This is a genomic window from Paenibacillus sp. FSL H7-0918, from assembly GCF_038007025.1.
GTDB classification, from domain to species: Bacteria; Bacillota; Bacilli; order Paenibacillales; family Paenibacillaceae; genus Paenibacillus_AQ; species Paenibacillus_AQ odorifer.
The window spans coordinates 327,683-354,014 of sequence record NZ_JBBOWJ010000004.1; the positions used below are offsets into that span (position 1 = coordinate 327,683).

Here is a 26,332-nt window from a genome sequence, read left to right on the forward strand (position 1 = left end):
TTTATCCTCCAGCGCTTTTGTAACTGCGAAGCATGTATGTATAGAGCCAAATTCCGAAGGCAGCAAATAACACACAAGGGATAATCGCTATAAAAAAATAGGGTTCCCATCGGCCAATCAGTGTAGATGCTGGAAAGTAAGCAATCATGGAAACCGGAAACAGAAAAGAACTCACGGCTACGACTGCTTTAGGAAAAATCGTCCCTGGATAACGTCCAAAAGACTTAATGCTCTCAAACATCTCCGGCAAGCGGGAATTCGCTACCCATTTGAAGGAAATCGCTGCCACAATAAGCGCCACGCCGAACATAACAAGCAGCCCTGCGCCAAACAACAACAGGAACAATAACCAAGAGCCGATGGTCATCCCATCGATTCCGCTAAGTGCGTATACGAACATGATTACTCCTCCGCCTAAAAGCCCGATACTTTCGAACTCAAAAGATCTGGCCAACAGCAGAAAAAGGCTCGAGGTCGGTTTAATTAATACCACTTCCAAAGTCCCTTCTACAACATGAGACATCGTATTCCACATAATTCCGTTAAAAAAAATCCCGGCACAAGCCGTAGACAGAATAAAAACGGATTGAATCAACAGCGCCTCTTTAAAGGTCCAACCTGCAAATGAAGCATTCGAATTATAAATGAATACCGTTACTAGAGGAAACAGCACATTCCCTATGAGCATGATAAGACTATTAAGAATAAAATTAACACGATAAGTGATAGCAGAAGCAATATTCGCCTTCATGCAGGTTTTATATATTTGATACATACGTTTCATGCGCCCACCCCCGTAAAATGCTTAAGCGACACCGCATACAGCACCCGGCAGACAACTCCGGCAATAATTACCGCTATGAGCTGCAGCAATAACACTTGAGGAATAGGTAAGGTTATATCCGCTAAAGTATAGCTACCTGTATAGACCATTGCAGGAAGAAAGGCCGTGTATTGAAAGGGTAAGAAAAAGGACGCCATTTGTAAGGATTTTGGGAAAAATACTAATGGAATCAGCGATCCTGAAAATATCCCTTCGCAAAGATTAAAAAAATTACGAATACTAGAGGATTGCACCATCCAAAAAGCGACCATTCCAATACTATAATGAATGAAAAAATTCATCATAAACGCCATAGCTATCGAAAGAATCGCGTATAGTAAATTTGCAGGTAAGACATCAATATGAAAAATAAAGAAAAAGATCATAAAGCAGGGTAAAAATTCAAATAAAAGCCCAAGTACCCTATGCCCTGCCTTCTGAGACAAAGCAAAGAACATATGATTTAGCGGTCTTAACGAAAACGTAATGAATTTCCCGGTGCGAATAAGCATTTGTAAATTCCAATCGGCAAAATCCATCGTCAAATAGTTGATCAACATCGTAGCACAAAAATAGGAAAGCATTTGGGAGAGTGACATCCCGTTGATATAAGATTCCCCGCTATAAACAGCGCTCCATATATAATACTGCACTAAAAAGTACACTGGGCCTACAAAAATAGAAACCATCGAATGCGTCCTGTACGCACTCCATTCCTTATAAGTAACAAAAGCAACCGCCCTCATAATGCGAAAGCGGTGCTTTATCATCTCAAACATAAGTCACATCCTGCCTATCTATAGATATCACATAAAAAAAGTCTTTTTCTTATTCGAGTCCGGACCAGATCACATTGTGGGTGCCAAATACCGCTCTACCGTCCCATACCCCTTTGTGAAAAGGAAGATACCAAACGGCAATCAGCTTTTCAACCGGGTCAACGAATAAGGCACAGGCCCCAGCCCCTTCGTGAAAAAAAGTGCCTTCAGAGTAAGAAGTACTCACATTATAGCGAAGGTCTGGTCCCAGTCCGTATGGTCGATCCGCTCCTGCATCTCCCCATGCGTAGTTTGGAATTTTCTCAGAATTAAACCGCTTGGTCATTCTTTGTACAGCCATTCGGCTTAAGATATGACTCCCTTCGTATTGCCCTTGATTAAGCAGCATAATTCCGAACTTTTGCAGATCAGCAACTGTGGAATATAACCCACCACCAGTTTCGGGAACGTTGATTTCTTCCTCAGACCTTTGTCCCGCATCCGTAATTTCCCCGTTTTGCAGCTTCTGAAGATATTCCTTAGCCCTTTCCGAACGAATGGCGATCCTACCAGCTTTTTCTGCTGGTATATCAAAGAAGGTATCTTTCATGCCTAACGGTTTTACAATGTGGTCCATTATGTATTTTTCTGCAAAAACACCTGTTATTTTCTCGATAATTGCGCCCAAAATCGCGTATCCAAACGATGAATACATCCATTGAGTCCCTACCGGAAAATGAATCCCTTTAGATAGACCGGCTTTAATCCAGTTTTCTTTTCCAAGCTCTGATTCAAAAATATACCACCATGCACTTTTATAGTAAGTATCACTTATAGTGCCAGGATCAGGAGCGATGCCAGAGGTATGAGTCAGTAAATGTGCAATGGTAATCGGCTTAAAAGGGTCGGCATCAAACTCTGGAAGAATAGAACTCACAGGCTGCCCCATAAAAATCTTACCATCATCCGCAAGCTGCCAAATCGCTGTCGCCGTAAACAGCTTCGTAATTGAAGCAACACGAAAAATTGTATCCGTTTTCATTTCCTGGGTGCTTTCTTCTTCGTAACTGAAACGACCTCCGGCAGCACTAGCAAAGATTTTCCCGTAACGACTAAGAGAATAAATATAACCATCGACTACTTTTTTATCACAGAGATCCTCATAAAAATGATTAACTACCTCTAAACGGTCCTCCCTGTAATTCACTTCGTTCAGCTTGCTAAGCTCTGTGGATGATAACATTATTCGCACTCCCCCTTATTATTCAATAAAATACATGATGCATAAATATCATGCAATAAAACCCAAATAATTGAAAGGGTGATTTTACATATAACTATTTTATACTGCTCCAATAATTCTGTAACAGCAATGCTGTAATCTCGTTAACGGTTTGTCGTTAGAGATTTAACTAGTGCCATTCCACTAACCAGACCAAATACTATTCCATCATGTATGGTTGCGAATTTGAATATCTCCATATTCGAAATGTTAAAATACATTACTAAAGTTGGATACATAAGCAGAAGAAAACTTGGAAGAAACACAATAAACAACAGAAGCCAATTAACAACAAAAGCTTTAGGTAATCCTTCTAATAACGCCAGATAGATTCCATAGACAAACGGGACAATAGCCGTGATCCATACAGTATTTTCTAATTGATAGTTCTTTTGTGCCTCTTCAGTGTAATGGCTAATTAGCGAGTTTCCATAATGTAATAAGAGCGCCCCCACTATGATCCAGACAAGATAATATAAAAGTTTTGAATTCCGCATCTTCATGAAATCACTCCATTTCTTTTTATATAGTTCATTAGAATGTCTCCATTTAACTTACCATATAATCCATACTTTGGATATTACATTAAAGTAAACTGGCCCTAACTAAAAAGGCTACCTCTCGGCAGCCCTTAATTGAATTCCAACTCCCCTGGAGGATAAGTTTATCTGCGAGGCATGGTGACGCCAGCTTTGTTATTATATTTTTCCGTAGCTTCCTTAATGACGTCGTTGCCGCCCTTAGAAAGCCACTCTTCCACAACCTTCGGCCAGTCGCTGATAGGTTCCTTGCCATATACCATCTTTACCATGTGCGTCAGCAGTACCGGAGGAGCCGTGTCCGAGTTAGGTGCAATGTCTGGATTCTTCACCAAGGCATCTAGCCGAGGGTCGAACTGAATTCCGTCACGGCCTTCGTTAGCCAGAATAGTATCGTATACATTGATCAAGCCTCTACCTTCTTCTGTCATGTTAAGGACACCCTTATTATAAGTAGTATCCTGCACCATCCAGAGGAATGACTGGCGGTAGCGCTCCTCATCTATAGCGGCGGAATCCGCAGGAGGAGTGTATACGATTTTGCCGTTCTCTTCCTTATAGGTTTCGTCCTTAATCCCAAAGGTAAAGAAGGTTTCTGCCTCTTCGCTCAGCATCCAGTCAAAAAATTTCACGATATCCGCAGCATTCTTCGTACCTTCCTTAATAAAGTAGGTGCGCGTGGCGGAGCCGTACAAGTAGGAGCCTCCTTTTCCATCAGGTCCCACTGGCGAAGGAATAATCTCCAGCTTGGCGGATGGCGTCGTAGCCTTCAGTTGCTGCTCCCACTGCAGAAGCTCGTTGGCATTCATCGTCCACATGCCCGCTTTGCCTGAGAGAATCGCATTTTTGTAGTTGGTCGGGTTAATGGTGGCAAATTCCTTGTTGATCAAACCCTCTGTATACATGGTGTTGTAGGTTTGCAACGCCTTCATCATATTTTCGCTATCCATAAACTTCGGCTGAACCTGGCCGTTTACTTCCTCGAACATAGTCAGATACGGAAAAACATCATAAGCGCCAAAGAAAGCATCCGCATATTTGAAGTCTTGGCGGCCCATGTACGGGTTCTCTATCCCCAGCTTTTTGAAGGCACGCAACACAGTCAAGTACTCATCGACCGTTTTTGGAACCTGCAAGCCGGTTTGTTCCAGCAGGTCCTTGCGAATCCAAGTCGCCCGGCGGGAGGGATTGGACAGAAACTCCGGTATTGCATAAATTTTTCCTTGATAGGTGACGTTCTCCCAAGCTTCCTTCGGGATTACTTTCAAAAGGTTCTGGCCGTTTTGCTGCAGCAGATCATCCAAGGGCATGAACACACCAGCTTCAACAGAACCAGCCATCTCCTTGCCATTTACGCCGCCCGAGCCTTGAACGACATCCGGTATATCATTAGTAGCGAACATCTGCACCATTTTCTGCTCGAACTCTTTATGAGGAACCAACACAATATCCAAGTCTGTGTTTGTCATCTCCTCCAGCTTTTTCACCCATTTGTCCTTATTCAAGTCGGGTGATTTCTCAACATAGTTAAAAGCCAGCGTCCGCATCGAGATCGAGAATTCAGTTTTCTGCGGCGTATTTGATGCGCCTCCGGCAGTCTCTTCTTTGTCCTTGTTCGAGCAACCTGCAATAACGGTAGCAACCATTACGATAGCCAGACAGATGCCAATCCATTTTTTCATAATATAACCCTCTCCTTGTACAATGGGGTGTATACGTAAAATGAAGATATCTTAAGACTAATAAGCTTTTGGGATCTCAACCCGGTGGGTAATCCCCTGATTCGTAAAGTAGACATGAACCCCATGGTCCTGATCGTCCATAAAGTACGATACGTAATCCCGGCTTCCTGCTTTTTGGGGAATCAGAAGAGTGACGATCCGATGGCTTACGGCCTCTTGAGTAGAGGCAGTCAAATGCCAATGCTCGGGCAGCCCTTCCCATTCTTTCGGATCTACATCTGTAAATTGATTGCTTTGGCTAAGTGTCATTTCTCCCGAGGAACTATAGACAAATCTGCCCTCCAACTGAGCTTTTTTACCATGTACTTTAAAAGATTGATCCTTCAGCTTCATGGGATACAGCGTATGAAACAGCCAATCCAATTTTCCCGGACGTTCCAGCTCGACACTGTCTGTGATAACGAAGTAAGCGCTATCAAAGAAAAATATTTCCCGCACATACCGCTTGATATAGGGCACATTCTCGCGGTAGGCTTCGGTGGCATCCATTTGCGTGTAGTTGATTCCGGGCGTACTATACGCCTTCAACACCTTGCCGTAGGCTGCCATGTTCTTCGACTTGTCCGTGCCAGCATATTGGCCTTTGCCGTCAATAAGAATTGCGTTCTTGGAGCGGGTCTGCCTGCGCCACTGCATATGCATCGTACTGTTGAATGCAACGTAATAGCCGCTTTCAATAGCCAAGGGCTCGCCGAAGGCATGCAGCAGGAAGGCGTTTTGATCCCCATGGCTATGGCTCACAGAGCCGTAACGGCTGCTCTTGGTCAACAGCATGATATGTTCCTGCGGATCCTCCATCCGATGATGCATGGCCACCCATCCCACATCCTGAAACCACTTCAAAGGTTCTGCAGCCACCGGTGGCTCTGAAGAAATCTGCGGATAATCTATGCGATAAACCATCTCATCGAACCGGAAATCCCACCAGCCGTAGTTATAGAAGATCATCTGGGTGTCAGGGTTCAGTTCCTTAGTTTGCTCAAAATACCATTGGTACTGGCCATTCCCGGTTAAACCGGCGAATTGGCGGATATTGAAGCCCGTTTTGAGATTGACCGGATCTCCCAGTGACGATTGATCGCCGAAGCTGGCCCTCATGGTATCCGGACTGAAGCAATAGAGCGGAAAGTCACCTGTTTTGCGAAAGAAAGGACGGTCATAGAAATTGATTGCCATGTATTTGCGAATTAGATTGAGCGCCTCCGTAACGAATGCCATCTGAGTGGTCCAATACATCGGACCTTCTGCCCACCCGCCATCTTTGCCACCCCATGGGGTATACATGGCGGAGAAGTACTCCAGCGTATAATCAAGCCATTCCTGCGCCTTCTCCTCCTCACCCAACATGGAAATACAACAGGGTACGAGTACAGAGGATAAAGAGCGGATCGCATGGCTGTCATAAGGAACTTGATGGATGCGGGAACGTTCGATGACATGGAATGCGATCTGCCCGGTTCTTCGCAGTAGCGCCTGCCTTACCTTAAGGCGTTCTTCTTCCGTCAGAGAGCCGTGAAGCCAATCATAGCCCCATGCCAACGCTCCGGCTATGCGAAAGGAGCATTCATCGTTGTAATCCCGGCTGGTGGTACCATCTGTGTTCCAGCTTGCAGCATGAAGCAGCCACTCTTTAGCTTTGGCGATAAGCGCCTCGTCCTCTAACACAACTCCAGCTATAGCAAGATGCCGGATAGCATAGAAGACTTCCTGGCAGTCCATATACATCTGCCGCCATAGTGTGGCGACACGCTTATTATCTGGATACGGTGCAGGCTCGGGAATAAGCTCGCGCTTTGTCCAGGGTAGAACGGAATGCTTCAGGAAGTCTTCCCAGCCAGTTGAAATCGGGTCTTGGCGGACAACTTCCCGGTAAGACGGAAGTTGCTCCGATTGAAGCCAAAGCCGCGGATGGTTGGCGGAAACAGCTGAATATCGTTCTGTACGGGAAGGCAGTGGCGTTAGCGGCAATTCATCCTCCACCACAAAAGCTCTTACTTTACTCCACTCGGAACGGATATCATTCTCCCCGATAAGACTGTATCGCCAATAATACGAGCCGGGCGCCAACGGCTTATCCGGGGTAAACAAATTATAGGGAATTCTACTGTAGGTCAACGTATCTTCAGACTCAAATTCAGTTTTTGAGGAGATCTGCAGCTCATACATGCTCTCTTCCAGACAAGCAGGCATCCAAGTAAACCGCGGAGGATTCTCTCCAACATCTATATGTTCATCTGGCCCATACGACAGGTCGAGTACGCCGCTGGTAGGTTGAAATAAAGGTTCTAACATCTCTACTCCTCCGTATTCCGGGACTTTTCCTGAATCAGTCCCGCTTTAGGGTCAAGGCAATACACCACTGCTTGCCCAGTTGTTGCTATTTGGATTTGGGGCGGTTCGCCCACCTGACTCACTAGCTTCAGTACAGCAGGTTCGTGACCGTCCCGATAAACCGTAATAAAATCAACCGACGGGCCTTTGTGCCGAAGCATAATACCTCGTAGCAATCTACTCGGGTCTTCGGCATTACCCGGTGTGCGGATTTCATACATAGTGGAGCCGGGCGCCAGTAGAGTACTCGTGGATACTTCATACTCCCGGCAGGTGCTCACTCCATCATAACGGATATTCCACTCCGTATTTAACGGACAATCCGTCTCATTTTTCATTGCGGACAGTACTTCTACTGAGCCATAACCAGCTTCCAGACCAAGGACTGTCGGAGAGTCCGTCTCGACACGGTGAGGGTCGAACGGTAACAGCAAATGTCCCGTCGGATGAAACCATAAGTCTACTTCCTGACTCCGCTCCGTTACTTGCTCAACATGAAACCAATCCAGCAGCCAACCGTCGGCCAATACAAGATGCCGCTCTAGAACAGCTCCTTCATAGGCGCCGTCTGAACGAATCCATAAGTACGTAGCGTTGCCTTCCTGGCGAAATTGACAGCAGCTTCCGGTATGTGGAGCTTGGGAACGACCTCCGATGGTGACCGTGTTATGGCTCGCAGTTTCGGAATACCATTCCTTGCGCAAAACAGATCCATAAGGAACCATACCCAGTTCGGGAGCAACCTCGCCCCATCGGTGCATAATCGTGATATGAAGCTTGTCGAAATGTCCATGTGATCCGCCATGCTCTCCGAAATCCGCCAGCACGGACAGCGGATTGCCCGGGTGGCGGAGCACGGCGAATCCGGAATCCGGCAGTAGGACAGAGTCTCTCACCCTGTAACTGGTCTGAAGCTCCTTACTCTCACCTGCTCCATACAGCACTGCCTCCAGACCAGTCCTTAATTCCTGCCCGTATAGATATCTATAAGCATTCGCCAGTATTGGCTGGAGACTCGGGTCTTGGTAAACCGCAATACCTATTTCAAATACTTCAGCAATTTCTCGGGCGAAAGGAACGCGCGCATAAGGACCATCATGCACGGCTGGAAGCTCCCCGTTATCGCCGCTAAGCTCTGCCAGCAACTGAAACATGCCACGGATGGATTGTCCCTGTTCTCCTTTGGCAGCATAGAGGTCAATCCCGAAGCGCCCGTACATCTCGGCTGCTATGAGATAAGCCCGCAATACAAAAATATGGTAGTACGTGCTGCCTTCAAATTCAAAACCATCTGGCTTCACGCCAATGGACAGATGATGATAGAATCCGCCTTCTCCCTCCAGCAAAGAAGCAAGCTTTTCTCTGGTACCCTTGGCGGCATATACACAAGCCAGGCTAGCATTCAGCCATGCGGTATAATTATTCTCTGCATTCTTCTTCTCGTAAATGAGGATGTGGCGGTATTGCTCCATACTCTCCTCCAGCATCGTGAAGAACACTTGCAGCTTTACCTCTTCCTCCCCAGCGAACGTTACTCCATGATCCACAAGCAGCAGATAGGCCCGAATAAGCGTAGTGGACCAGATAGCCTCTGTCAGCGCCTGATGAAAGGCACGGCCACTAAGCATCCAGGGTTGAGCATCGGGATGAACCGGATACAAAGGAAACTGCTCCGCATAACCGACAAGAATCTTCCGGGCTAAGCTGCTGTAGAATTCTTCTCCGTCTGCGGCGAATACCACGGCAGCTTGCAGCGCGTATCGCGCCATTGCCTGATGCCGGTATACCAGCCATGCTCCCCGGTAGGGCTCACCTTCCAGCTTGCAGCCCTTCGGGCAAGAAAAGACAACCGCATCTTGCTCCATAACATCGAAGATTAGCTCAGTATGATGCTGGGGACATACATATTGGTGCCACCAGCCACCAGGTTCTGTCGGGAGCAGAATCTCTTCTCTCCGGAAGGGATCCAGCTCCATTTTCAATTTATCCACCTCAAGACCAACCCAGGAAAAAGTATCTGCTTTCTCCTTAAGGTTCATCATCGCATGAACAAGCCTCCGTTAATTTCAATAATTTCGCCTGTCAGATAATCCGACAGCTCTGAAGCGAGGAAGAGTGCCACATTGCTCACATCCTGTGGAGCACCTTCCCGGCCCAGCGGAATCTTCGCAATCGTTGCCTGTCTTGCCGCATCCGCAGTAAAGGTAGCATGGAAAGCGGTCTGACCGATAAATCCGGGAGAGATAGCGTTTACATTAATCCCGTGAGGACTCAGCTCCTTGGCAAGTCCCTTGGTATAAGACCATACCGCAGCTTTGCCCGCTGCATAAATGGAAGCGCCCGGTCCGCCGCCGTCATGGGCCGCAAGGGAAGATACATTGATGATTTTACCGCTTTTCTTGGCAATCATCCCTGCGGATACGGCTTTGCAGGCAAACACGCATGATTTAAAATTGACGTCCATCACCTTGTTGTAATGCTCTTCGTTCATTTCAGTATTGGGAACCCGATTGATCATGCCGCCTGCATTGTTGACGAGAATATCGATGGTTCCGCCGAAATGCTCCTCTATTTCCTTCACCATATTGTCCAGTTGACCAGGACTTGTTGCGTCTGCCTGAAAAGCATAAGCTTCTCCTCCGGCCTGACGGATCGCGTCCACCGTCTCCTCCGCAGAACCGAACAAATAGTTTACCGCCACTTTGGCGCCGGAAGCAGCCAAAGTCTCCAAGATTTGTCGGCCTATCCCTGCATTGGACCCTGTAACAAGCGCAATTTTACCAGTCAAATCAATTTTCATTGCCTATTTCCTCCTAATAGTAATTTTTTCTGAAAACATCTTTTTCCTCACTCCGCAGGCATGGATAAGATCAACCGGGTTCCCTCATTCTCCACGCTTTCGACACTTAATCCGTATTGTTCACCGAACACCATTTGAATTCTCCGGTGCACGTTCATGAGCCCGATTCCACCTCTATGATAGAGGGAGTCTCCTTCCGTATCCGCCAGCTGATTCAGATTCAGCTTCTCACGAAGCTTATCAAGCCGTTCGCGGGACATCCCTGCGCCGTTATCCTCTACAAGAACTAGAAAACGATCTCCCTCTTTTCTGGCGTCGATTCTAATATAGTGCTTGTCTTCAATTCCCTCGGGAAACGCATGCTGAAAAATATTTTCGATCAAGGGCTGAAGTGTCAGCCTGACCATCTTAGCCAGTAGCAGCGTCGGCGGAATCACTACGTCAATTTCGAACTCTCTGCCGATCCGGTGCTTGAGAATCGTCATGTAGCTCAGTACATGATTAAGCTCATTGGCAATCGTAATTTCCTCCAGATTAGTTTGGATGGAGTAGCGAAGCATGAATGCCATGGCCTCCACTATTTCTGTGATTTCATCCGAATCCTGAACGACCGCATAACATTTGATAGTCTCTAATGTGTTATATAGATAGTGCGGATTAATCTGCAGCTGGAGTGCCTGGAATTCAGCTTGATGACGCTCCAGAGCCTCCTTCTGGGTGGTAAGCTCCGCTTCGTATACCCGCTCAATCATTTCGGACAGCCGGGTCACCATGAGATTGTAGCTGCGCATCAATCCCCCCAGTTCATCCTGACGGCCGTTCATCTCAAGCCTGCGCCACTTGCCTTTTTCCGTCTCCCTCATGCCCTCCTTAAGAATCAGGATGGGCTTCGTGATGGATCGTCCGAACCAGGCTGCAAGGAGCAGTGTGCCGACAAGCGTGAGAACTCCCACCACCAGCGTGGTCGTACGAATGGTAGAAATAGGCTTGCGCAGCTCACCAACGGGTATGGATACTACAAGCTGCCATTTGGAATATTCGGATTTTCTCGACACGAACAAATACTCTTTCCCGTCTACTTTTTCCACCACAGAGTCATTTGGGTGTTGAAATACATTCTGAATGTGCTCAGCAGATAACCCAGGGTGGTTATTATTCCCTTCCGCCCGGTAAAGGAGCTTGCCGAATTCGTCCATGATAAAATAGGACCCGCCCTGTCCCAGATCAAGAGGTTCCCATATACGGGCCAGATCCTCAGCCTTGAATTCAATGGCGACTATACCTTTGGGACGATAGGAAGAGACACCTCTGATTCGGCGGACCATCGTAATAATGTTCTTATCCCCTTCATTCATCACATTCGTGTTGAGAATGGTGATGCGGCCGCTCTCCGGCGTATGTTCGCTTAAGAAACGGTAGCGTTCCTGAGGATGAAACTGCAGGCTATGTGCCTGATAGGAGTTATCATCGCTAATGGCCTTGCCGTGTTCACCGATGACGTACATCAGATTAATCTGGGGATACAGAATAAACAAAGAACGAAACAAATACTTCTGAATGTCATTCGTATATTGATAGTAGGAGAAGCTATCCTCCGGGTCCATATCCAAGAACTCCTTGACTTGATTGTAGGACAGGATGGAATCGCTAGCCTTTTCATAATTTTGCAAATACAGATCCGTTTGATAAGACGCACTTCTGATGACTTGAGCAATGGACTTCTCAGAAGACTTATCCAGCTCAGCCGAAGCCTGAAAATAAGAGATAAACCCAACCATGGACAAGGATAGAAGAATGACGGTCAGAAAGGAGGCAAACAGCTTGTTCGACAGACTCTTTCTCATCAATCGATCCCCAGCTGGTTGCGGTACTCAGAAGGAGCCAGCCCGGTGAACTTTTTGAACGTCTTCGTAAAATGAGGATGGTCTGCATACCCGACTTCATAGGAAATATCGGTGATCCGATAGCTTGCATCGGCAAGTAATCTTTTGGCCTTCTCCATCCTGCGTTTTATGCGGTAATGTACAAAGGTCTCTCCTGTTGAGTGCTTAAACATCTGGCTGAAATAAGAGGCATTTAGCCCAAGCACTTCCGCCACTTCTTCCAGCGATACTTCCTGGGCGAGATGCTTTTCAATAAATGCTTTTGCTTCCTCTATCGGATCCTTCGCTTTACCCTTGCGCTTTCTACGAAGCTCTTCCAATATAGCTGCTGACGCTTCTGCGAAGCAGTGAAATAACTGCTCAGGTCCAGCTGCTGCGGACAAGTCTAACACGCTTTTACCGGGTGTAACTGAATTGACACGCAGCTTCTTCACGAGTAAAGCATAGCCCTCTTCCAGAAGCTCTTTTTGCTGAATTCGGCTCATCTTACGCTGGAGGAAGTCAGTTTCCCATTCCTTCAGTACAAGGTACAGCCTTTCTTTATCCAAGGTCCAGATGGCATCATCCATACGCACGACCCATTCATCGAGCTTAGCGACAGAGACAAAACTCTCTAACTTCTCTCTATGCGCTTCCAGTTTGGCGATCACATTTTGAAGGTTCCCTTTGCTCACGGGTTTCAGGAGATATTCTTTCACTCCATAGGACACGCATTGGCGGGCGTATTCAAAATCCCCATAACCCGAGATGACAACAGTCTGAATATCCGTCTCCATCTCCGACAGCCGCCGGCACAGCTCCAGTCCGTCTACCTTGGGCATACGGATATCTGTAAAAAGAAAATCCGGCTGCTCCTCCATAATGAGCTGGATGGCCTCCTCGCCATTCTGAGCCAACTTAATGTTATACGGATGCTCGCCGCATTGCTGGATCATGATAGAAAGTCCCTTTCGAATCATGGGCTCGTCGTCTACGATTAATACACATCTCATCCATGGATACCACCTTCCGATTCGTCTCGCTTAACGCGTTCCTATTCTACCACACTATGATAGATCAGGATTTGACGGATCCGACCATCATTCCTTTAACGAAATGGCGTTGAAGAAACGGATAAATCATGATAATCGGAATAGTAGCGACAATGATAACAGCCATTTTGATGCCCTCAGGTGAGGTGTGGGCCAAAGAGCTATAAACTGAGGAAGCCGGATCAATGCTGATATCGTCCGTCTCGAAGAGCTTCTTCAACATCACTTGCAGAGGCCATAATGACGGCTTGTTGATATAATACAGAGCGCTCATGTACGTATTCCAGTGCCCGACGGCGTAAAAAATCCCCAATGAGGCCATTACCGGTTTGGACAACGGCAGTACCATATTGACTATGATCCGCAGCTCGCCACACCCATCGATTCTGGAGGAATCTATCAGCTCCTGAGGCAGCTGCATAAAGAAGCTTCTCATCACGAAAAAGTTAAATGCGCTGATGGCCCCCGGAATCATAAGTGCCCATAAGGAGTTCATAAGCCCCAAATTTTTGATCAGGATAAAGTTTGGAATAAGAGGGGCACTGAATACCATAGTGAACAATACCATCATGACGATGTATTTACGTCCTACGAATTCCGGCCGCGACACCGGATAAGCGAGAGAAGCTGTCGCAATCAGATTAATGGCGGTGCCCAGTACCGTAATATAGACGGAAACACCGAACGCCCGCCAAATGGAATGATCGCTGAAAACGTACTGATAATTGATCGCGGTAAATTCCTTTGGCAGCAAGCCTACCCTGCCATTAATAATTGCTTCAGAGCTGCTAAAGGACTGGGCAATCACATTCAGAAACGGCAGAAACATAGCCAAAGCGAGAGCGGTCAGAAACAAAATATTGAACACATTAAATAGATTCTGGCCGCGAGTATAGCGTACTCTCATCATCCCTACCTCCATAAAGAGCGATTAATACAGCGATTCACCGGTTGTTTTTTTGCTCAAAATGTTGCCGATGAGCACCAGAATGAGTCCAACTACCGACTTGAATAGCCCCACTGCTGTTGTATAGCTGTATTGCTGAGACAGCAGCCCCGCCTTATAGATATAAGTGTCCAAAATCTCCCCGTTCCCGGTATTAAGCGCGTTCAGGAATACCCATACCCGCTCGAAGCCAAGATCAAGAAATCTCCCGATATGGAGAAGGAACAAAATCATAATCGTCGGTATCAGAGACGGCAGTGTAATGGCTAAGGTTTGTTTCCAGCGCCCGGCTCCGTCTACTTCAGCAGCCTCATAAAGATCTGGGTTTATTCCTGCCAACGCGGCCAGATAAATGATCGTACCGTACCCGGAATCCCTCCAGATACCGGAACTGATCAAAATCGTGCGAATGTATGAATTTTCACCAAGAAAATAAATTGGTTCAAAGCCGAAAGCTTGTAAAGCCTGATTCACAATCCCTGTTCCTGGGGAGAGGATACCCAAGGCGATACCGCTGACAATTACCCAAGATAGGAAATGGGGCATATAAACCACCGTTTGCAAAAACCGTTTGTAAAACACAAGCCGAATTTCATTCAGCAGAAGCGCAAGCAATATTGGAGCCGGAAAGGCGAATATAAGATCATACAAGCCTAGCAGAATTGTATTGCTCAAGATTCTTCCGAAATCCTGGTATTGGAACATCGTCCTAAAGTGCTCGAGTCCCACCCATTCACTGCCTGTAAAGCCTTTAAAAATATTGTAGTTCTGAAACGCAATAACTGAACCAGCCAACGGCAAGTACTTGAAAATAATAAAATACAAGATCCCGGGAATCGCAATCACATAGAGTGCTCTGAATTTCCACATGTTTAAAAGCAAGGACCTTTTCGTGTCGGCTTTGTAGTTAATAAGGTCAACCCCAGTTAACTTAGCTTTCATAACCGTTTCCTATAGGTCCTGTTTTCAGCAGGTTCGCCGGAGCATTCTCATCCAGGGGAATTTCTTGAAATTCGACGGTAATAAATCGTTCCTCCCGTTCAATAATTCGGGATAACTCCCGCGTGAATACGGTGACTATCTCCTCCTTCTGCTCACTCGTTCGGCCTTCGTACATCCTAATCTCAATATGTGGCATCGGCTTTCCTCCATTTCCTTAAATAGTGAATGAATCTAACCTCATTCTACCTACAATAAAGCGCTTGCAATATGGAGTTTCTATGAGTGAGCTTGTGTTTTCTTTAGGGTATAATCGGTAACGGCCAACCCTCTACTACCACATGGTCATTTTTGAAATAATTGCGACTTATACTGTCAATAAGATTCCCCAGCAGGATGATCCCTTTTCCAGCAAGAAGTCGAATACCGTTCGTATTGCCAATCAGCGAATTTTCGATCAATTGAACGTCCTGCGGGTCGCCCGCTCCGATATCATTTGCTTTGCTGTCGCCGGGATCATGCTCAAGGGATACAGCCCAATAATTCGACGCGGTATTGTTGCGAATGATATTTTCCTTAATGATAGTACCTGGCCCGTTCAAAATCTGAATGCCCTTGGCGTCCTCTATATGCGTTGTATTCTCAATCACATTTCGCTCAATGACTGTATCCGGGGTGCCCATAGTTACATTGATTCCTTCTCTTGTATTACGAATCGTATTGTCATGAATATAGTTGTGCGGTCCTGACTTACTGTGATTGCTGGGTGCTGTACCCCCGGTGTTTCCCAGCCCGATCGCCGCACCGTAGGGAATGTCAATAATCACATTGCCGTATATCTCGTTCAAATATTCGAGTTCTCCATGCAGATCGATGGCATCCAGCTTTGTATTCATAAACTGATTGTTTCGCAGGACATTGTTATGGGCAACAAATTGGATCAGCGCCCCATGCCGCAAATAAGGGCCTTCGAAATGGGAGTCCTCCACAACATTCCAAACCGTGTCGTTCTCATACCCGTTGCGATCCTGTTTGGCCATGCCTTGAATCGACACACCATAGCCAGCACCGCCCGGACCTACATCTGTCGCATTTCGGAACGTGCTGCGGCGTACGACAATATCACGGCTGTTGTCGATACGCACACCCATACGTGAATACTTCTCTACAGTAACCCCATCAACCGTGATGTTGTATGACGGAACCTCACCAAAATTTGCGATGATAATCATGCTGTCGGGACCACCGGCGTCCGGGTTGTTCACTTTATGGTCCGTCGTGTAGACACCGTTCCAGGTAGAAGTCAATGTGAGATTAGATATGGACAGATCATGCTGTCCGGATACTTTCATCAGGGCGCTGTTTTTTACCTTATTGAGAGATGTCTTGAGGATGGTTGTTGATTGATCCTCACCGCGAAGGTTTACTCCTGACTTGAGCTTCAAATTGACAAGAGTATCCAATGTTGAGTTCAAATTATAAACCCCAGACGGCAAATAGACCTCATCGCCGGGCTCAGCACTGTTTATGGCAGCTTGAATAGCAATACCGTCATCTGTGTCGTTATCGGCGAGATCAGCATTATAGTCCAGCACGTTCAAGATGCGCCCAGTGGTAGTAGGTGAGGAATGAACCGGATGCACCGTACCCTCAGGTTCGGTTAATCCGGGAGCTGTGAATGGGATCGGTTCCCGGGGGGGATTAGGTGTGTAGTTCGGGATGCTGGCTACAGGTGTATCGCCATTTGCTAACGGCGCATAGATGTTTACCTCCGATAAACTTGTAAACGCGCTGCCATCAGAATTTCCAAGACCCACGATCCGCACATATCTGGCTTCTGTGTCAGGAAGATCAAAAGGTTGCATCTCTATGGTTCTGTACATGCTTGCACCAGTCCATATGGTAGTCCAAGCCAAACCGTCATTTGAAGTTTCGATACTCAATTGAGCCGTACGCGTGTCACCTTTATAAACGGCAATACCTAAATAACTGATCTGCTTCCGTTCGCCTAAATCGTATTGGACCCACGGGCTGTTACCTGCGGCGGACCAACGGGTGAACAAGTTATTATCGATGGTATTCGTTGCGATATTGCCATCGCTGTCGCTGGCTGTCACGTTTGCAATCGCGTAAGGAATGATGGGTTCTGTAAGCGTTGACCGCGTAAAAGAAAGCGGTACGGATGTATTGCCCGACTGATCCACCGCTTCAACCTTAAAGCTGTACGCCGTGCTAGGGCTAAGCCCAACGGCTGTATACGTTGCACCGGTAACATTGGATAACAGGATGTTATCCCGGTATACGCGATAGGAGCCGATACCTTGATTATCGCTGGCGGCCGGCCATGAAAGTTGAATGAACTCTGTACCTATATTGACAGCTTTCAGAGAACTTCCATCCGGCCAGGAAGGTTTCTCATGGTCGCTTGAAGGTGCAACCGCTTCTTGAACAACAAGCTGTGGACGGGGGTTGCTGTTGCCATTAGCTTCTTTCGAATAGACATTGAGGGAAATTCCAGTGCTTGCCGCATCACCAAGCAGAAAAGCGATATTACCGCCCGATGCGGACAATCTTTCTCTGACAAACTCGGACACATCGATGCTGTAAACCTGTGGAGCTCCTGATTTGTCTGCCGTTACGGTAAATTTCCCACTTAACGAAGCAATGGTCAGATCTGTGACAGGCGCATTGCTCCAAGTCAGCTCCGATTCAGTCCAATTTATATCCTTTAGGCCGAATAACGAAAGTTCGAGGTCCGCATTGGATGAACCCTTTTTGGCAACAACATTAAAAATGTACCTGTTTGCAGAATTGCTATATGAAGAGACATCAAATTTAAAATACACATATTTCTTGTTCTCGGCGCCAGAAGAAATACTGAACAATCCATTGCTGCTGCCCGTCGCGCTATTAAAGTTTACAGTGGGCTTGCTGCTGTCGATGACTGCATCGTCGCTCGGTGCCAGACTGGCTAGATCGCGGTATACAACCTCATCATCAGGTGTTGTTGCCATTCGATTCTTTACATATTGATCCATAAAAGCCCAAGCCTCGGCGCTTGCTTGCTCAGCCGCTTCGCCTATAAAACCGTGACCTTGTTTAGGTACAATTTTTACATCGACCACTTTCACGCCTGCATCCTTCAATTGATTGGAGAACGTAATGCTGTCCGTGTATGGGATCGTTGCATCCACATCCCCATGGCGGATGAAAAAAGGCGGATCGTCCGGTGACGCATAAGTGCCAGGCATGGCCAACCTTGCCTGGTCTGGCACAGAGAACGCGTCGTTCCCGCCTAAAAGCGCTTTCACTGATTTATAGCTATTAGCGAAGTTTGTTGTAAAATCCGCTGGACCGTAGAGATCGACAACGGCTTGCACTTGATCAGAATATTGCTGCCAACCGCCATTTCCTGCCAAATCCGGAACATTTACGGTATGTCCTGTATCCAATGTGATTGTCTCGCCTGACTTAATGTTCCCAGTCGTACCGAGCAGTGAGGCCAGATGCCCCCCTGATGACGAACCCCATACACCGATCCGACTCGGGTCCAGATGGTATTCTGCCGCATGCGCGCGCAAGTAACGAATAGCAAGCTTCACATCCTGAATTTGCGCCGGGAATGGCGCTTCCGGGGTTAAGCGGTAATCCAGCGATACTCCGATATATCCTCGCTTGGTTACATAGTTGCAGATACTGGCAAGGGCTTGCTTCCGGTCTCCGTGATTCCAACCTCCGCCATGAATGTATACCATCACTGGCACGGGTGCTTGAGGCAGGATCTTGGGTACGGCAATCGAAGTATAAATCGGCCGCGTTCCAGCATTCCCAATCAGCACATCTTCATACAGCTTAACGCCTTCAGGAACCACAAACGGCTTAGGTTCAGCCGGTGTAGGGATTGGCACCGGTGTCTCTGCGGGTGGTATTCCGGGAATCGTTTGAGCTTTGAGGGCGACACTATCGATGTACATATTCGCGCTCATAAGCTCCCCCACACGAACCCGGATTTTGACGTTCGGGTTGTTGTCAGCTCCGCTGCCCAAGTTTTGGACTTTGAGTTGGTTCGGCTCACTGTTCTTTTGTTCCAGCGTTCCTGGGGGCAGCTTAAATTCCTCCAGCGTTGTCCAATTTATCCCTCCGTCACTTGACCATTCTACGATGACGCTTCCTCCGATGTAGGAGGATGCCCGTGTATAATAACTCAATTGAAGATTGCGGTACCCCGTCGAATTCACTGGCAGCGCCAATGCATCCTTGCCATCGATTTTCACCAGATTCGGTACGGACGGGGCCGTGGACGAAACCGAAGTTTTCGCCATACTGTTTCCTTCGCCTTCCTGCAGCCAAGGCCCCGGAATGGCAATACCACCGGTAGATCCAAAATTGTCAGGGTCATCGAAGTTTTCCTCGTAGAGCGTAACATAGTCATCGGTTATTCCGTCTGCATAAACTTCAGTAAGCGCTTGCATTTCCAAAGGCGAATATAACAAAGCCAAAGACAACAGTACTCTAATGCCCACTCGAAAAGCTTTCCTATATAGTCCGTTTCTCAAATAAATTCCTCCTTGACATGGTATAGGTAATCACAAGCATTATGGAGTTCAAACCTCTTGTGAGATGCAGCTTATTAATGTCGGGACAAAATCACACCGTCGTTATTGTTATAACGTTCTGTTGCTTCCTTGACGACGTCACTTCCCCCTTTCTGCAGCCATTCCTCCACCACCTTCGGATAGTCGGAAATCGGCTTTTTTCCGTATACCATATTGATCACATGCGTCAATATAACTGGTGGCAATTTATCTCCACCTGGGGTGATGTCCGGGTTTTTCTGATAGCCTTTTACTTGCGGTTCAAATTGAATCCCGTCGCGTCCCTCATTCGCAAGTACTGTGTCGTAGAGCTTCATCAAATCTTTTCCTTCGGGTGTGAGACTAAGCGCACCTTTATTGTAGGTAGTATCCTGTACGAACCACAGCAGGATTTGACGGAACGTTTCTTCATCAACTTCATCAGCTGTTTTCGGTCTGTTATAGTTAATATTTCCGTTCTCTACAGTGTAGTTTTCCCCTTCAATTCCGAAGGTAAAAAACTTCTCCGCTTCGTCACTAACCATCCAGTTGAAAAACTTGACGATCCCGGCAGGGTCTTTCGCATTCTTGTTAATTAAATACGCTCGCGGCACCGTACCGACAAGACGAAGTCCCCCCTTACCGTCTGGCCCTGTGGGCGAGGCGATCAGCTTCATTTTACCTGTAGGCACCTGTTCTCTTAGCTGCTGATCCCATTGGATCAACAGGTTCGCATTCATGTTCCAGATGCCCGCCTTGCCTGCAAGAATATCGTTCTTAAATTTCGTGGGATTAATTGTGACGAATTCCTTGTTGATCAGTCCTTCGTCGAACATTGTCTTGTACGTTTGGATCGTCTTTTGCATATTTTCGATATTCATAAATTTCGGGACAATTTGATCCCCTTGTTTCATAAAGAAATTAGCAAAGGTATCGTAAGATCCGAAGAACATATCCGAATATACAAAGTCCTCCCGGCCCATATAAGGATTCTCCACACCCAGCTTCTTAAAAGCACGCATGACATTCAGGAAGTCATCTACTGTTTTAGGCTCTGGCAGCCCTGTTTGTTCCAAAAGATCCGCACGAATCCAAGTTGCCCGGCGTGACGGATTGGACAGCCATTCCGGAATCGCATAGATATTACCTTTCGCATCGGTCTCCTTCTCCCATGCCTCCTTCGGGACTTTCTTGAGAAGATCCTGCCCATACTGCTCAAGCAATTCATTTAGGGGCATGAATACTCCGGCCTCCACGGAACCTGCCAACTGAGGGTTCGTCAGCCCAGAGCTTGCTTGCACGACATCCGGAATGTCGTTGATCGCGAACATTTGAATCATTTGCGAATCAAAATTTTTCTGCTGCATCAAACGGATGTTAAGATCTGTATTTGTAAGTTCCTCCAGCTTTTTGACCCATTTGTCATCATTAATATCCGGATGATTGTCTGCATACGAAATGTTTCCGCTCCGGAACGATATGGAGAAAGCAGTGGTTTTTTCCGGACTCTCCCCTGCTTGTTCTTCTCCCCCCTTATTAGAAGAGGAACATCCATTCATAGAGGCGGCTAATAATGAAACTCCCACCATGATAAGCATCCAACGCTTCATTTCCATCAACTCCCTATTATAAAATTGGGGACACTTCAGTAGAATGACTAGAAGTTCGGAGGGGTTCGATCATGGGCCGCAACAGCTTTGCTAAATGCTCGCTCATTAGCGTGTGTCCATAATCGGAAGGATGAATAAGATCGGAGGTCAGCGAGGTAAGATCGCGCATGACTGATGCGCCATCCAGCAGATGTAGTTGTGGATGTTTATTGCTCTCACAGTAACGAAGCAGCACTTCGTTAAAAACCGCCTCTTGGACATGAAGAAGATGGCCTGTATCAAGAAAATACGTTGCACGATTCGGATAAATCGTAGTAACGAACACAGGTTTGTCAGGATGATTTTTGATAACCCGGTCCAGCATGTAAGACACTCTACGCTTGAATTCCTCGGGAGACACTACAGCACGCATATTGACACCAAGTTCCAGAAACAGAAAATCCCAATCCTCACGTTCAGCCAGATGATCGGCAACTACGTCCTCGCAATAACAAGATCCGCTAAGCGCAAGATTTAGCACATCCACACCAAGTCTGCGCGCTGTCTGCTGTAAGTAACCATTGAAATGATGCGTGGATCCCGCGCTCTGGCTGATGGAAGATCCATAGGCGAGCATCGTAAGCTTCGGTACCTCTTCCGGTCTAGGCGCACGTACTTCACAACCAAAAGCATCCACGTCGTAGAAAACAGCTCCGAAACGATCAAAATGCAAACGCCATACGTTAGAGGAAAATCCAGACTGATTCAGCCGCTTACTTGATACCTCTGTAAAACGTTCCGGCTCCTCCAAGTGCAGAGTAGTTACCGTACCCGCCTGCAGAAAATGCTGAGAATGAAAAAAATCCCCTCTGCATACCACAACGCGGCCGTTACTATCATTCGATCCGACAGTGACCCTAACATGCTTGGATTCGGTGACAAACCGCAATTCGCAGCCGTTCGATTGTATAGCTTTGGTTCTTCCTTTCTCTGACAAGCCATTGCGCACATGCTGTGGAAAACGCTGGAGATGCAATCCAGATTGATAGGGTTTATGAACCAGCTCCGAAACATTGTGAAAATAAACGCCTTCCTTTTCCATCTTTGCAGCTACACCACCTTAATAAAATCGAGTTCGCGTTAACTCATATCTGACTTCTATTGCATCATATAATAACAACAAAAGCACAGTCAACAAGTTTTTATGTTTATTATGAGTCATATATGAGTCAAGTCTTGTGCAACAAACAAATACTTCAACATACCAAAAAGCACAGATTCAGAATTGAACCTGTGCCGGGATTTTCACATAAACTTTCAGTCCTCAAGAGTGCTGAGTCTCCTGATTTACCGCATTCAATATTTCCTCAAGCCTGCGGCATAACTCGTCGTTGTCCAGTAGACCTGAAACAAACAACATGATATCACGTTGAATCTCTTTCAACTGGAGGTTGCTCAAACCCAGCTCTGTAACCAGACGATAGGTAGGGAAGATCTCACGATAAAGCTGAAAACGAGCCGGACGATAACCCACTTCCTCACCTTCCCAATCCATCACCAAACGGTTGGCTGCAATATTCAGCGTCTTGCGCCTAATGATCAGTTGCGCCTCGTGTGAGGTGAGAAAATCAACGAGCAGCATGGATGCATCCTTGTTCTGTGATTTGCTGTTAACCGCCAGTCCATTTATAATCAGCAGCGTATCAGCATTTTGCAGCCGCGGCAATGGAGCAATATCGAATGCCAAATCGGATTGACGCAATTGATTCAAGAAGTAATAGGTCGTCATTATCATGGACACTTTGCCTTGCAAGAACAAGGCTTCCGCATCCGCATCGCTCTCAGACAATACAGCTGGAAATACATCTTTCATGCCTATCAGCTTTCGGATGGTTCCTAAACTGTCGAGTAGCTTTGAGCCGCTGAACCGGTATTTCCCTTCGTCATCCTGTTCTGCCGCAAACGTTGTGCCGCTTTGAAGCAGGAACAACGGCCACCGGTTACGAGAAGGCAAATAAAAATAAAAACCGTACCAGTCTTGACCTTCTGCTACCTTTCGACCATTAGCAAACAAATCGTCCCAGGTCCAGCTACTGTCTGGTGGTGATACGCCGGCTTCCTTAAAGTGCTGTTTATTATAACAAAGCACGACTGGAGAATAAATGAAGGGGCGAACGCGATTACGGTCACCATACCGGAACGGGTCGGTAAGAAAACGATACGTGTCCGGCTGTTCCTCCATCGGCTCCAGCAGCTCCGTACAGCCTTGCTCCAAAAAATCCTGATAATTGTTATTATTCATCAGTACGACATCCATGATTTCCGACTGCAAATATTCCTTCAAAGATGTCGAGTAGTTTCCTGAAGACAACTCGAGCGGCTGAACGTCGATATGCGGATAGCGTTTGCCGAACTCATTCAGTAGCTCTTGCATCTCTACAAGCTTGGGGATGGTGTTCACATATCCGAACTTGATCGTCGTTCTGCCTTCCTCTACCGGAGGAATTACCCGATTGCCAACACGCGGAATTTTCTCAATTAAGCCTTCATCCACCAGCACCTTAAGCCCGTTGCGCACAGAAGCGTTACTAAGTCCGAAGCGCACCTCTAAGTCGCTTTCTGAAGGAAGATAACTGCCGATCGCTATACTTCCCGAATGAATTTCATGTCGCAAGGTTTGAATCATTTCCTCTAGCCTGATACGGAAAAATTTTCTGCTATTCCTTTTCTGCATTGGGTTTCCTCGCCATCTTCCGATTAATCGAGCCCATAGGGACAAGTTTATATAGTATTTATCATACTGAAATCCTTTGGGAACGACAAGTATCGGAGTCTGGCCCCATATAGCGTATGTTCTGCACCAACGGTGTCATACAGAGCGGTCAATACACCGTAATCCTCTTAATACCCCATATAACTCTCCAAACCGGCTGGATCTATAATGAGCATTTGCTTGTTTCCGATTAGCTCAATAAGACCTGAATCTTCAAACCTTGAGAATTTTCTGCTAATAGTTTCGCGGGTGACCCCAACATAACTGGCCAGCTCTTCACGAGACAACGGAAGGTCAATATGAATATGAGTGCCACGCTGCTTACCATATTTGTCGCTGAGTTCCATGATCATATAAGCAATTCGTATTTCGGGATCTTTGGTCGCCAGGCTTTGCGCCAGATTTTCCGTATGGGCTAGTCTTTTGGTCACACTCTTCAGTAGTCTGAGCGAAATATCCGGATTATCCCTCATTAGCTGCTCCATATCCGTTCGGGTCAGCATGCAAATGTTAGTGTCTTTCAGAGCATAAGCACTGAAGTTACTCAGCTCATCGCTGTTAAAAATGCTCAGTTCTCCGAAAAAGTCTCCATTCGTCAAGATGTGCAAAATTTGTTCCTTGCCCTCAGGAGTTGTTTTGGATAATTTAACATGCCCTCGCTGAATAATGTACAGCGTATCTGACGGCGCCCCTTCCAGAATTAAAGGTTGACCTTTAGTAAACTTACGATGCTTGATCATAGCGCTGATCCGGGAGAGATCGTCATCGCTTAACGCAGCAAAAATAGGCACCTTGCGGGTACAAGGTTCAGCAGCGTATTGGCAAGAATACTCCTTCATAACTGTCCCCCCTGTTGTTCATTTTTTTGTACAACTCCTACTTTCCTTTAGGATACAGAAGTTTTTTTATCTTCAACCGGCGCAAAATGACTGGTATCTTCACCGCATACCGGACAGACCCAATCTTCAGGCAAATCTTCAAATGCAGTGCCTGCAACAACATCCTCATCGGGATCGCCTAATGCCGGATCATAGATATAACCACAGGGTAGACAAATGTATTTTTTCATCTTTATCATCTCCTAAAAAGTTAATAGTTTAGTTCAACCTGGTTTGTACTTCAGCCATAATCTCCTCGATGCTACTCCCGTTAACATCGATCCCCTCAAGGGAGATGCCATACTCTACAGCGGTTTTATACCCAAGAGAAGCAGCTGCACCTTGCCAGGATATCGCACCGATCATTGTGTTATCTTTCACATAGATACGCGTATACGCCCCATTGTCATCTCCGCTTACCGCCGTATCGCAACACTGTTCATCCACGTTGCCTATCGAAAATAAAGAGATACCAAAGGCGGTAAACAAGGTAACCGGAACAGCTCTACGATACGCCGTCAGATTGGCGACCATATTACTGCCGGCAATCCTGCCCTGCTCAATCGCTCCGCCCCACAGTCCTTCCACATGCCCGTTAATTTCAGCCACATCTCCGGCTGCATACACATGCGGATCATTTGTTTGCATTTGTTCATTAACGATAATGCCCTGCCGGACTTGAATATTCGAGCCACTTACCAGTTTCGTATTCGGTACAATACCAATAGAGTAGACTACATGGTCACAGGAAAAATGAGATTGGTCGTGCAGCGTAATTCCGGTAACATACTCAGTTCCTGTTATAGACGCTACATCAGCTCGAAGAATAACCTTCACACCTGCTTGTTCAAGGTTCTCTTTAAGGAGCTGTGAGGATTTCTCATCAAGCTGTCTGCCCATCAACCGGTGAAAAGCTTCGATCACCGTTACCTGATATCCAGCTTCATGCAGCGCCCAAGCGGTTTCGATTCCCTGCACTCCCCCACCGATTACGGCTACATGGCTGCCATCCTGCAGGTTTTCTTTCAATCTGTCCGCGTCGTTCATATCCCGGAGGGTATGAACATTGTTCAGGGCGAAGCCCTCAAGGGAGAGTGCACGATTCTTCGCTCCCATACACAATAAAAGCTTATGATAAGAAACACTCTGCCCATCTTCTGTCACAACTATTTGCCGGTCCGGGTGGACAGAACGGATTCGGGTCGAGGTTTTTACGGAGATACGGTTATCGCGGTACCATTTTTCCTTTTTAATCAGCACCTTCTCACTGTGCAGGTCGGTAAACAGCCCTTTGGTCAGCTTAATCCGGTTATAGGGCAGTTGACTTTCCTCCCCGAGGATCGAAATTTCCGATTCTGCGTCTTGATCACGGATGGCTTTGGCGGCATGGACGGCGGCTACTCCTCCGCCAACAATAACGTAATGTTTTGTCATCCTATGTTCC

20 protein-coding genes are annotated in these 26,332 nt (G+C 46.8%); all 20 read right to left on the reverse strand.

Features of this window, described 5'->3' with window-relative positions; translation table 11 throughout:
- Position 1: 1 nt before the first annotated feature.
- The gene (locus tag MHI15_RS26450; RefSeq protein ID WP_036689373.1) at positions 2-784 is read right to left on the reverse strand and encodes an ABC transporter permease; all 783 of its coding nucleotides are present in this window, start codon (positions 782-784) and stop codon (positions 2-4) included.
- The gene (locus MHI15_RS26455) at positions 781-1,602 is read right to left on the reverse strand and encodes an ABC transporter permease (protein ID WP_076191374.1); all 822 of its coding nucleotides are present in this window, start codon (positions 1,600-1,602) and stop codon (positions 781-783) included. Before MHI15_RS26455 ends, MHI15_RS26450 begins: the two co-directional genes overlap by 4 nt.
- Positions 1,603-1,651: 49 nt before the next feature.
- The gene (locus MHI15_RS26460; RefSeq protein ID WP_076191371.1) at positions 1,652-2,824 is read right to left on the reverse strand and encodes a serine hydrolase domain-containing protein; all 1,173 of its coding nucleotides are present in this window, start codon (positions 2,822-2,824) and stop codon (positions 1,652-1,654) included.
- A 143-nt stretch (positions 2,825-2,967) separates the two neighbouring features.
- Entirely contained in the window at positions 2,968-3,366 is a 399-nt protein-coding gene (locus tag MHI15_RS26465) for a hypothetical protein (protein ID WP_339247811.1), read from the reverse strand.
- Between the two features lie 161 nt (positions 3,367-3,527).
- Complete coding sequence (locus MHI15_RS26470) at positions 3,528-5,084, reverse strand: extracellular solute-binding protein (RefSeq protein ID WP_341165086.1); 1,557 nt, start codon at positions 5,082-5,084, stop codon at positions 3,528-3,530.
- 57 nt (positions 5,085-5,141) lie between these two features.
- A complete protein-coding gene (locus MHI15_RS26475; RefSeq protein ID WP_341165087.1) occupies positions 5,142-7,436 on the reverse strand; it encodes a DUF4962 domain-containing protein in 2,295 nt (764 codons plus the stop codon).
- A 2-nt stretch (positions 7,437-7,438) separates the two neighbouring features.
- Positions 7,439-9,517, reverse strand: coding sequence for a heparinase II/III domain-containing protein (locus MHI15_RS26480; protein ID WP_341165088.1), 2,079 nt, complete (start codon positions 9,515-9,517; stop codon positions 7,439-7,441).
- The gene (locus MHI15_RS26485) at positions 9,514-10,275 is read right to left on the reverse strand and encodes an SDR family NAD(P)-dependent oxidoreductase (protein WP_076280949.1); all 762 of its coding nucleotides are present in this window, start codon (positions 10,273-10,275) and stop codon (positions 9,514-9,516) included. Before MHI15_RS26485 ends, MHI15_RS26480 begins: the two co-directional genes overlap by 4 nt.
- Positions 10,276-10,322: 47 nt before the next feature.
- Positions 10,323-12,119 (reverse strand): sensor histidine kinase, encoded by a 1,797-nt coding sequence (locus tag MHI15_RS26490; protein ID WP_076130133.1) that lies wholly within the window; start codon positions 12,117-12,119, stop codon positions 10,323-10,325.
- Positions 12,119-13,150 (reverse strand): response regulator transcription factor, encoded by a 1,032-nt coding sequence (locus MHI15_RS26495; protein ID WP_076301211.1) that lies wholly within the window; start codon positions 13,148-13,150, stop codon positions 12,119-12,121. Before MHI15_RS26495 ends, MHI15_RS26490 begins: the two co-directional genes overlap by 1 nt.
- A gap of 64 nt (positions 13,151-13,214) precedes the next feature.
- Positions 13,215-14,096, reverse strand: coding sequence for a carbohydrate ABC transporter permease (locus MHI15_RS26500; RefSeq protein ID WP_445668014.1), 882 nt, complete (start codon positions 14,094-14,096; stop codon positions 13,215-13,217).
- 24 nt (positions 14,097-14,120) lie between these two features.
- Entirely contained in the window at positions 14,121-15,077 is a 957-nt protein-coding gene (locus MHI15_RS26505; RefSeq protein ID WP_076130130.1) for an ABC transporter permease, read from the reverse strand.
- On the reverse strand, positions 15,067-15,273 hold the full coding sequence (locus MHI15_RS26510) for a tautomerase family protein (protein ID WP_076130129.1): 207 nt from the start codon (positions 15,271-15,273) through the stop codon (positions 15,067-15,069). Before MHI15_RS26510 ends, MHI15_RS26505 begins: the two co-directional genes overlap by 11 nt.
- Positions 15,274-15,376: 103 nt before the next feature.
- On the reverse strand, positions 15,377-19,630 hold the full coding sequence (locus tag MHI15_RS26515; protein WP_341165090.1) for an alpha/beta hydrolase fold domain-containing protein: 4,254 nt from the start codon (positions 19,628-19,630) through the stop codon (positions 15,377-15,379).
- A gap of 74 nt (positions 19,631-19,704) precedes the next feature.
- Complete coding sequence (locus MHI15_RS26520) at positions 19,705-21,258, reverse strand: extracellular solute-binding protein (protein WP_341165091.1); 1,554 nt, start codon at positions 21,256-21,258, stop codon at positions 19,705-19,707.
- Between the two features lie 16 nt (positions 21,259-21,274).
- Positions 21,275-22,339: an SGNH/GDSL hydrolase family protein gene (locus MHI15_RS26525; protein ID WP_076191358.1), complete on the reverse strand. Its 1,065-nt coding sequence runs from the start codon at positions 22,337-22,339 to the stop codon at positions 21,275-21,277.
- A 222-nt stretch (positions 22,340-22,561) separates the two neighbouring features.
- Entirely contained in the window at positions 22,562-23,971 is a 1,410-nt protein-coding gene (locus tag MHI15_RS26530) for an extracellular solute-binding protein (RefSeq protein WP_341165092.1), read from the reverse strand.
- Between the two features lie 167 nt (positions 23,972-24,138).
- The gene (locus tag MHI15_RS26535) at positions 24,139-24,849 is read right to left on the reverse strand and encodes a Crp/Fnr family transcriptional regulator (protein WP_051491610.1); all 711 of its coding nucleotides are present in this window, start codon (positions 24,847-24,849) and stop codon (positions 24,139-24,141) included.
- A 47-nt stretch (positions 24,850-24,896) separates the two neighbouring features.
- On the reverse strand, positions 24,897-25,079 hold the full coding sequence (gene rd / locus MHI15_RS26540; RefSeq protein ID WP_076130123.1) for a rubredoxin: 183 nt from the start codon (positions 25,077-25,079) through the stop codon (positions 24,897-24,899).
- 28 nt (positions 25,080-25,107) lie between these two features.
- Positions 25,108-26,322 (reverse strand): NAD(P)/FAD-dependent oxidoreductase, encoded by a 1,215-nt coding sequence (locus tag MHI15_RS26545; protein WP_076186683.1) that lies wholly within the window; start codon positions 26,320-26,322, stop codon positions 25,108-25,110.
- Positions 26,323-26,332: the final 10 nt, after the last annotated feature.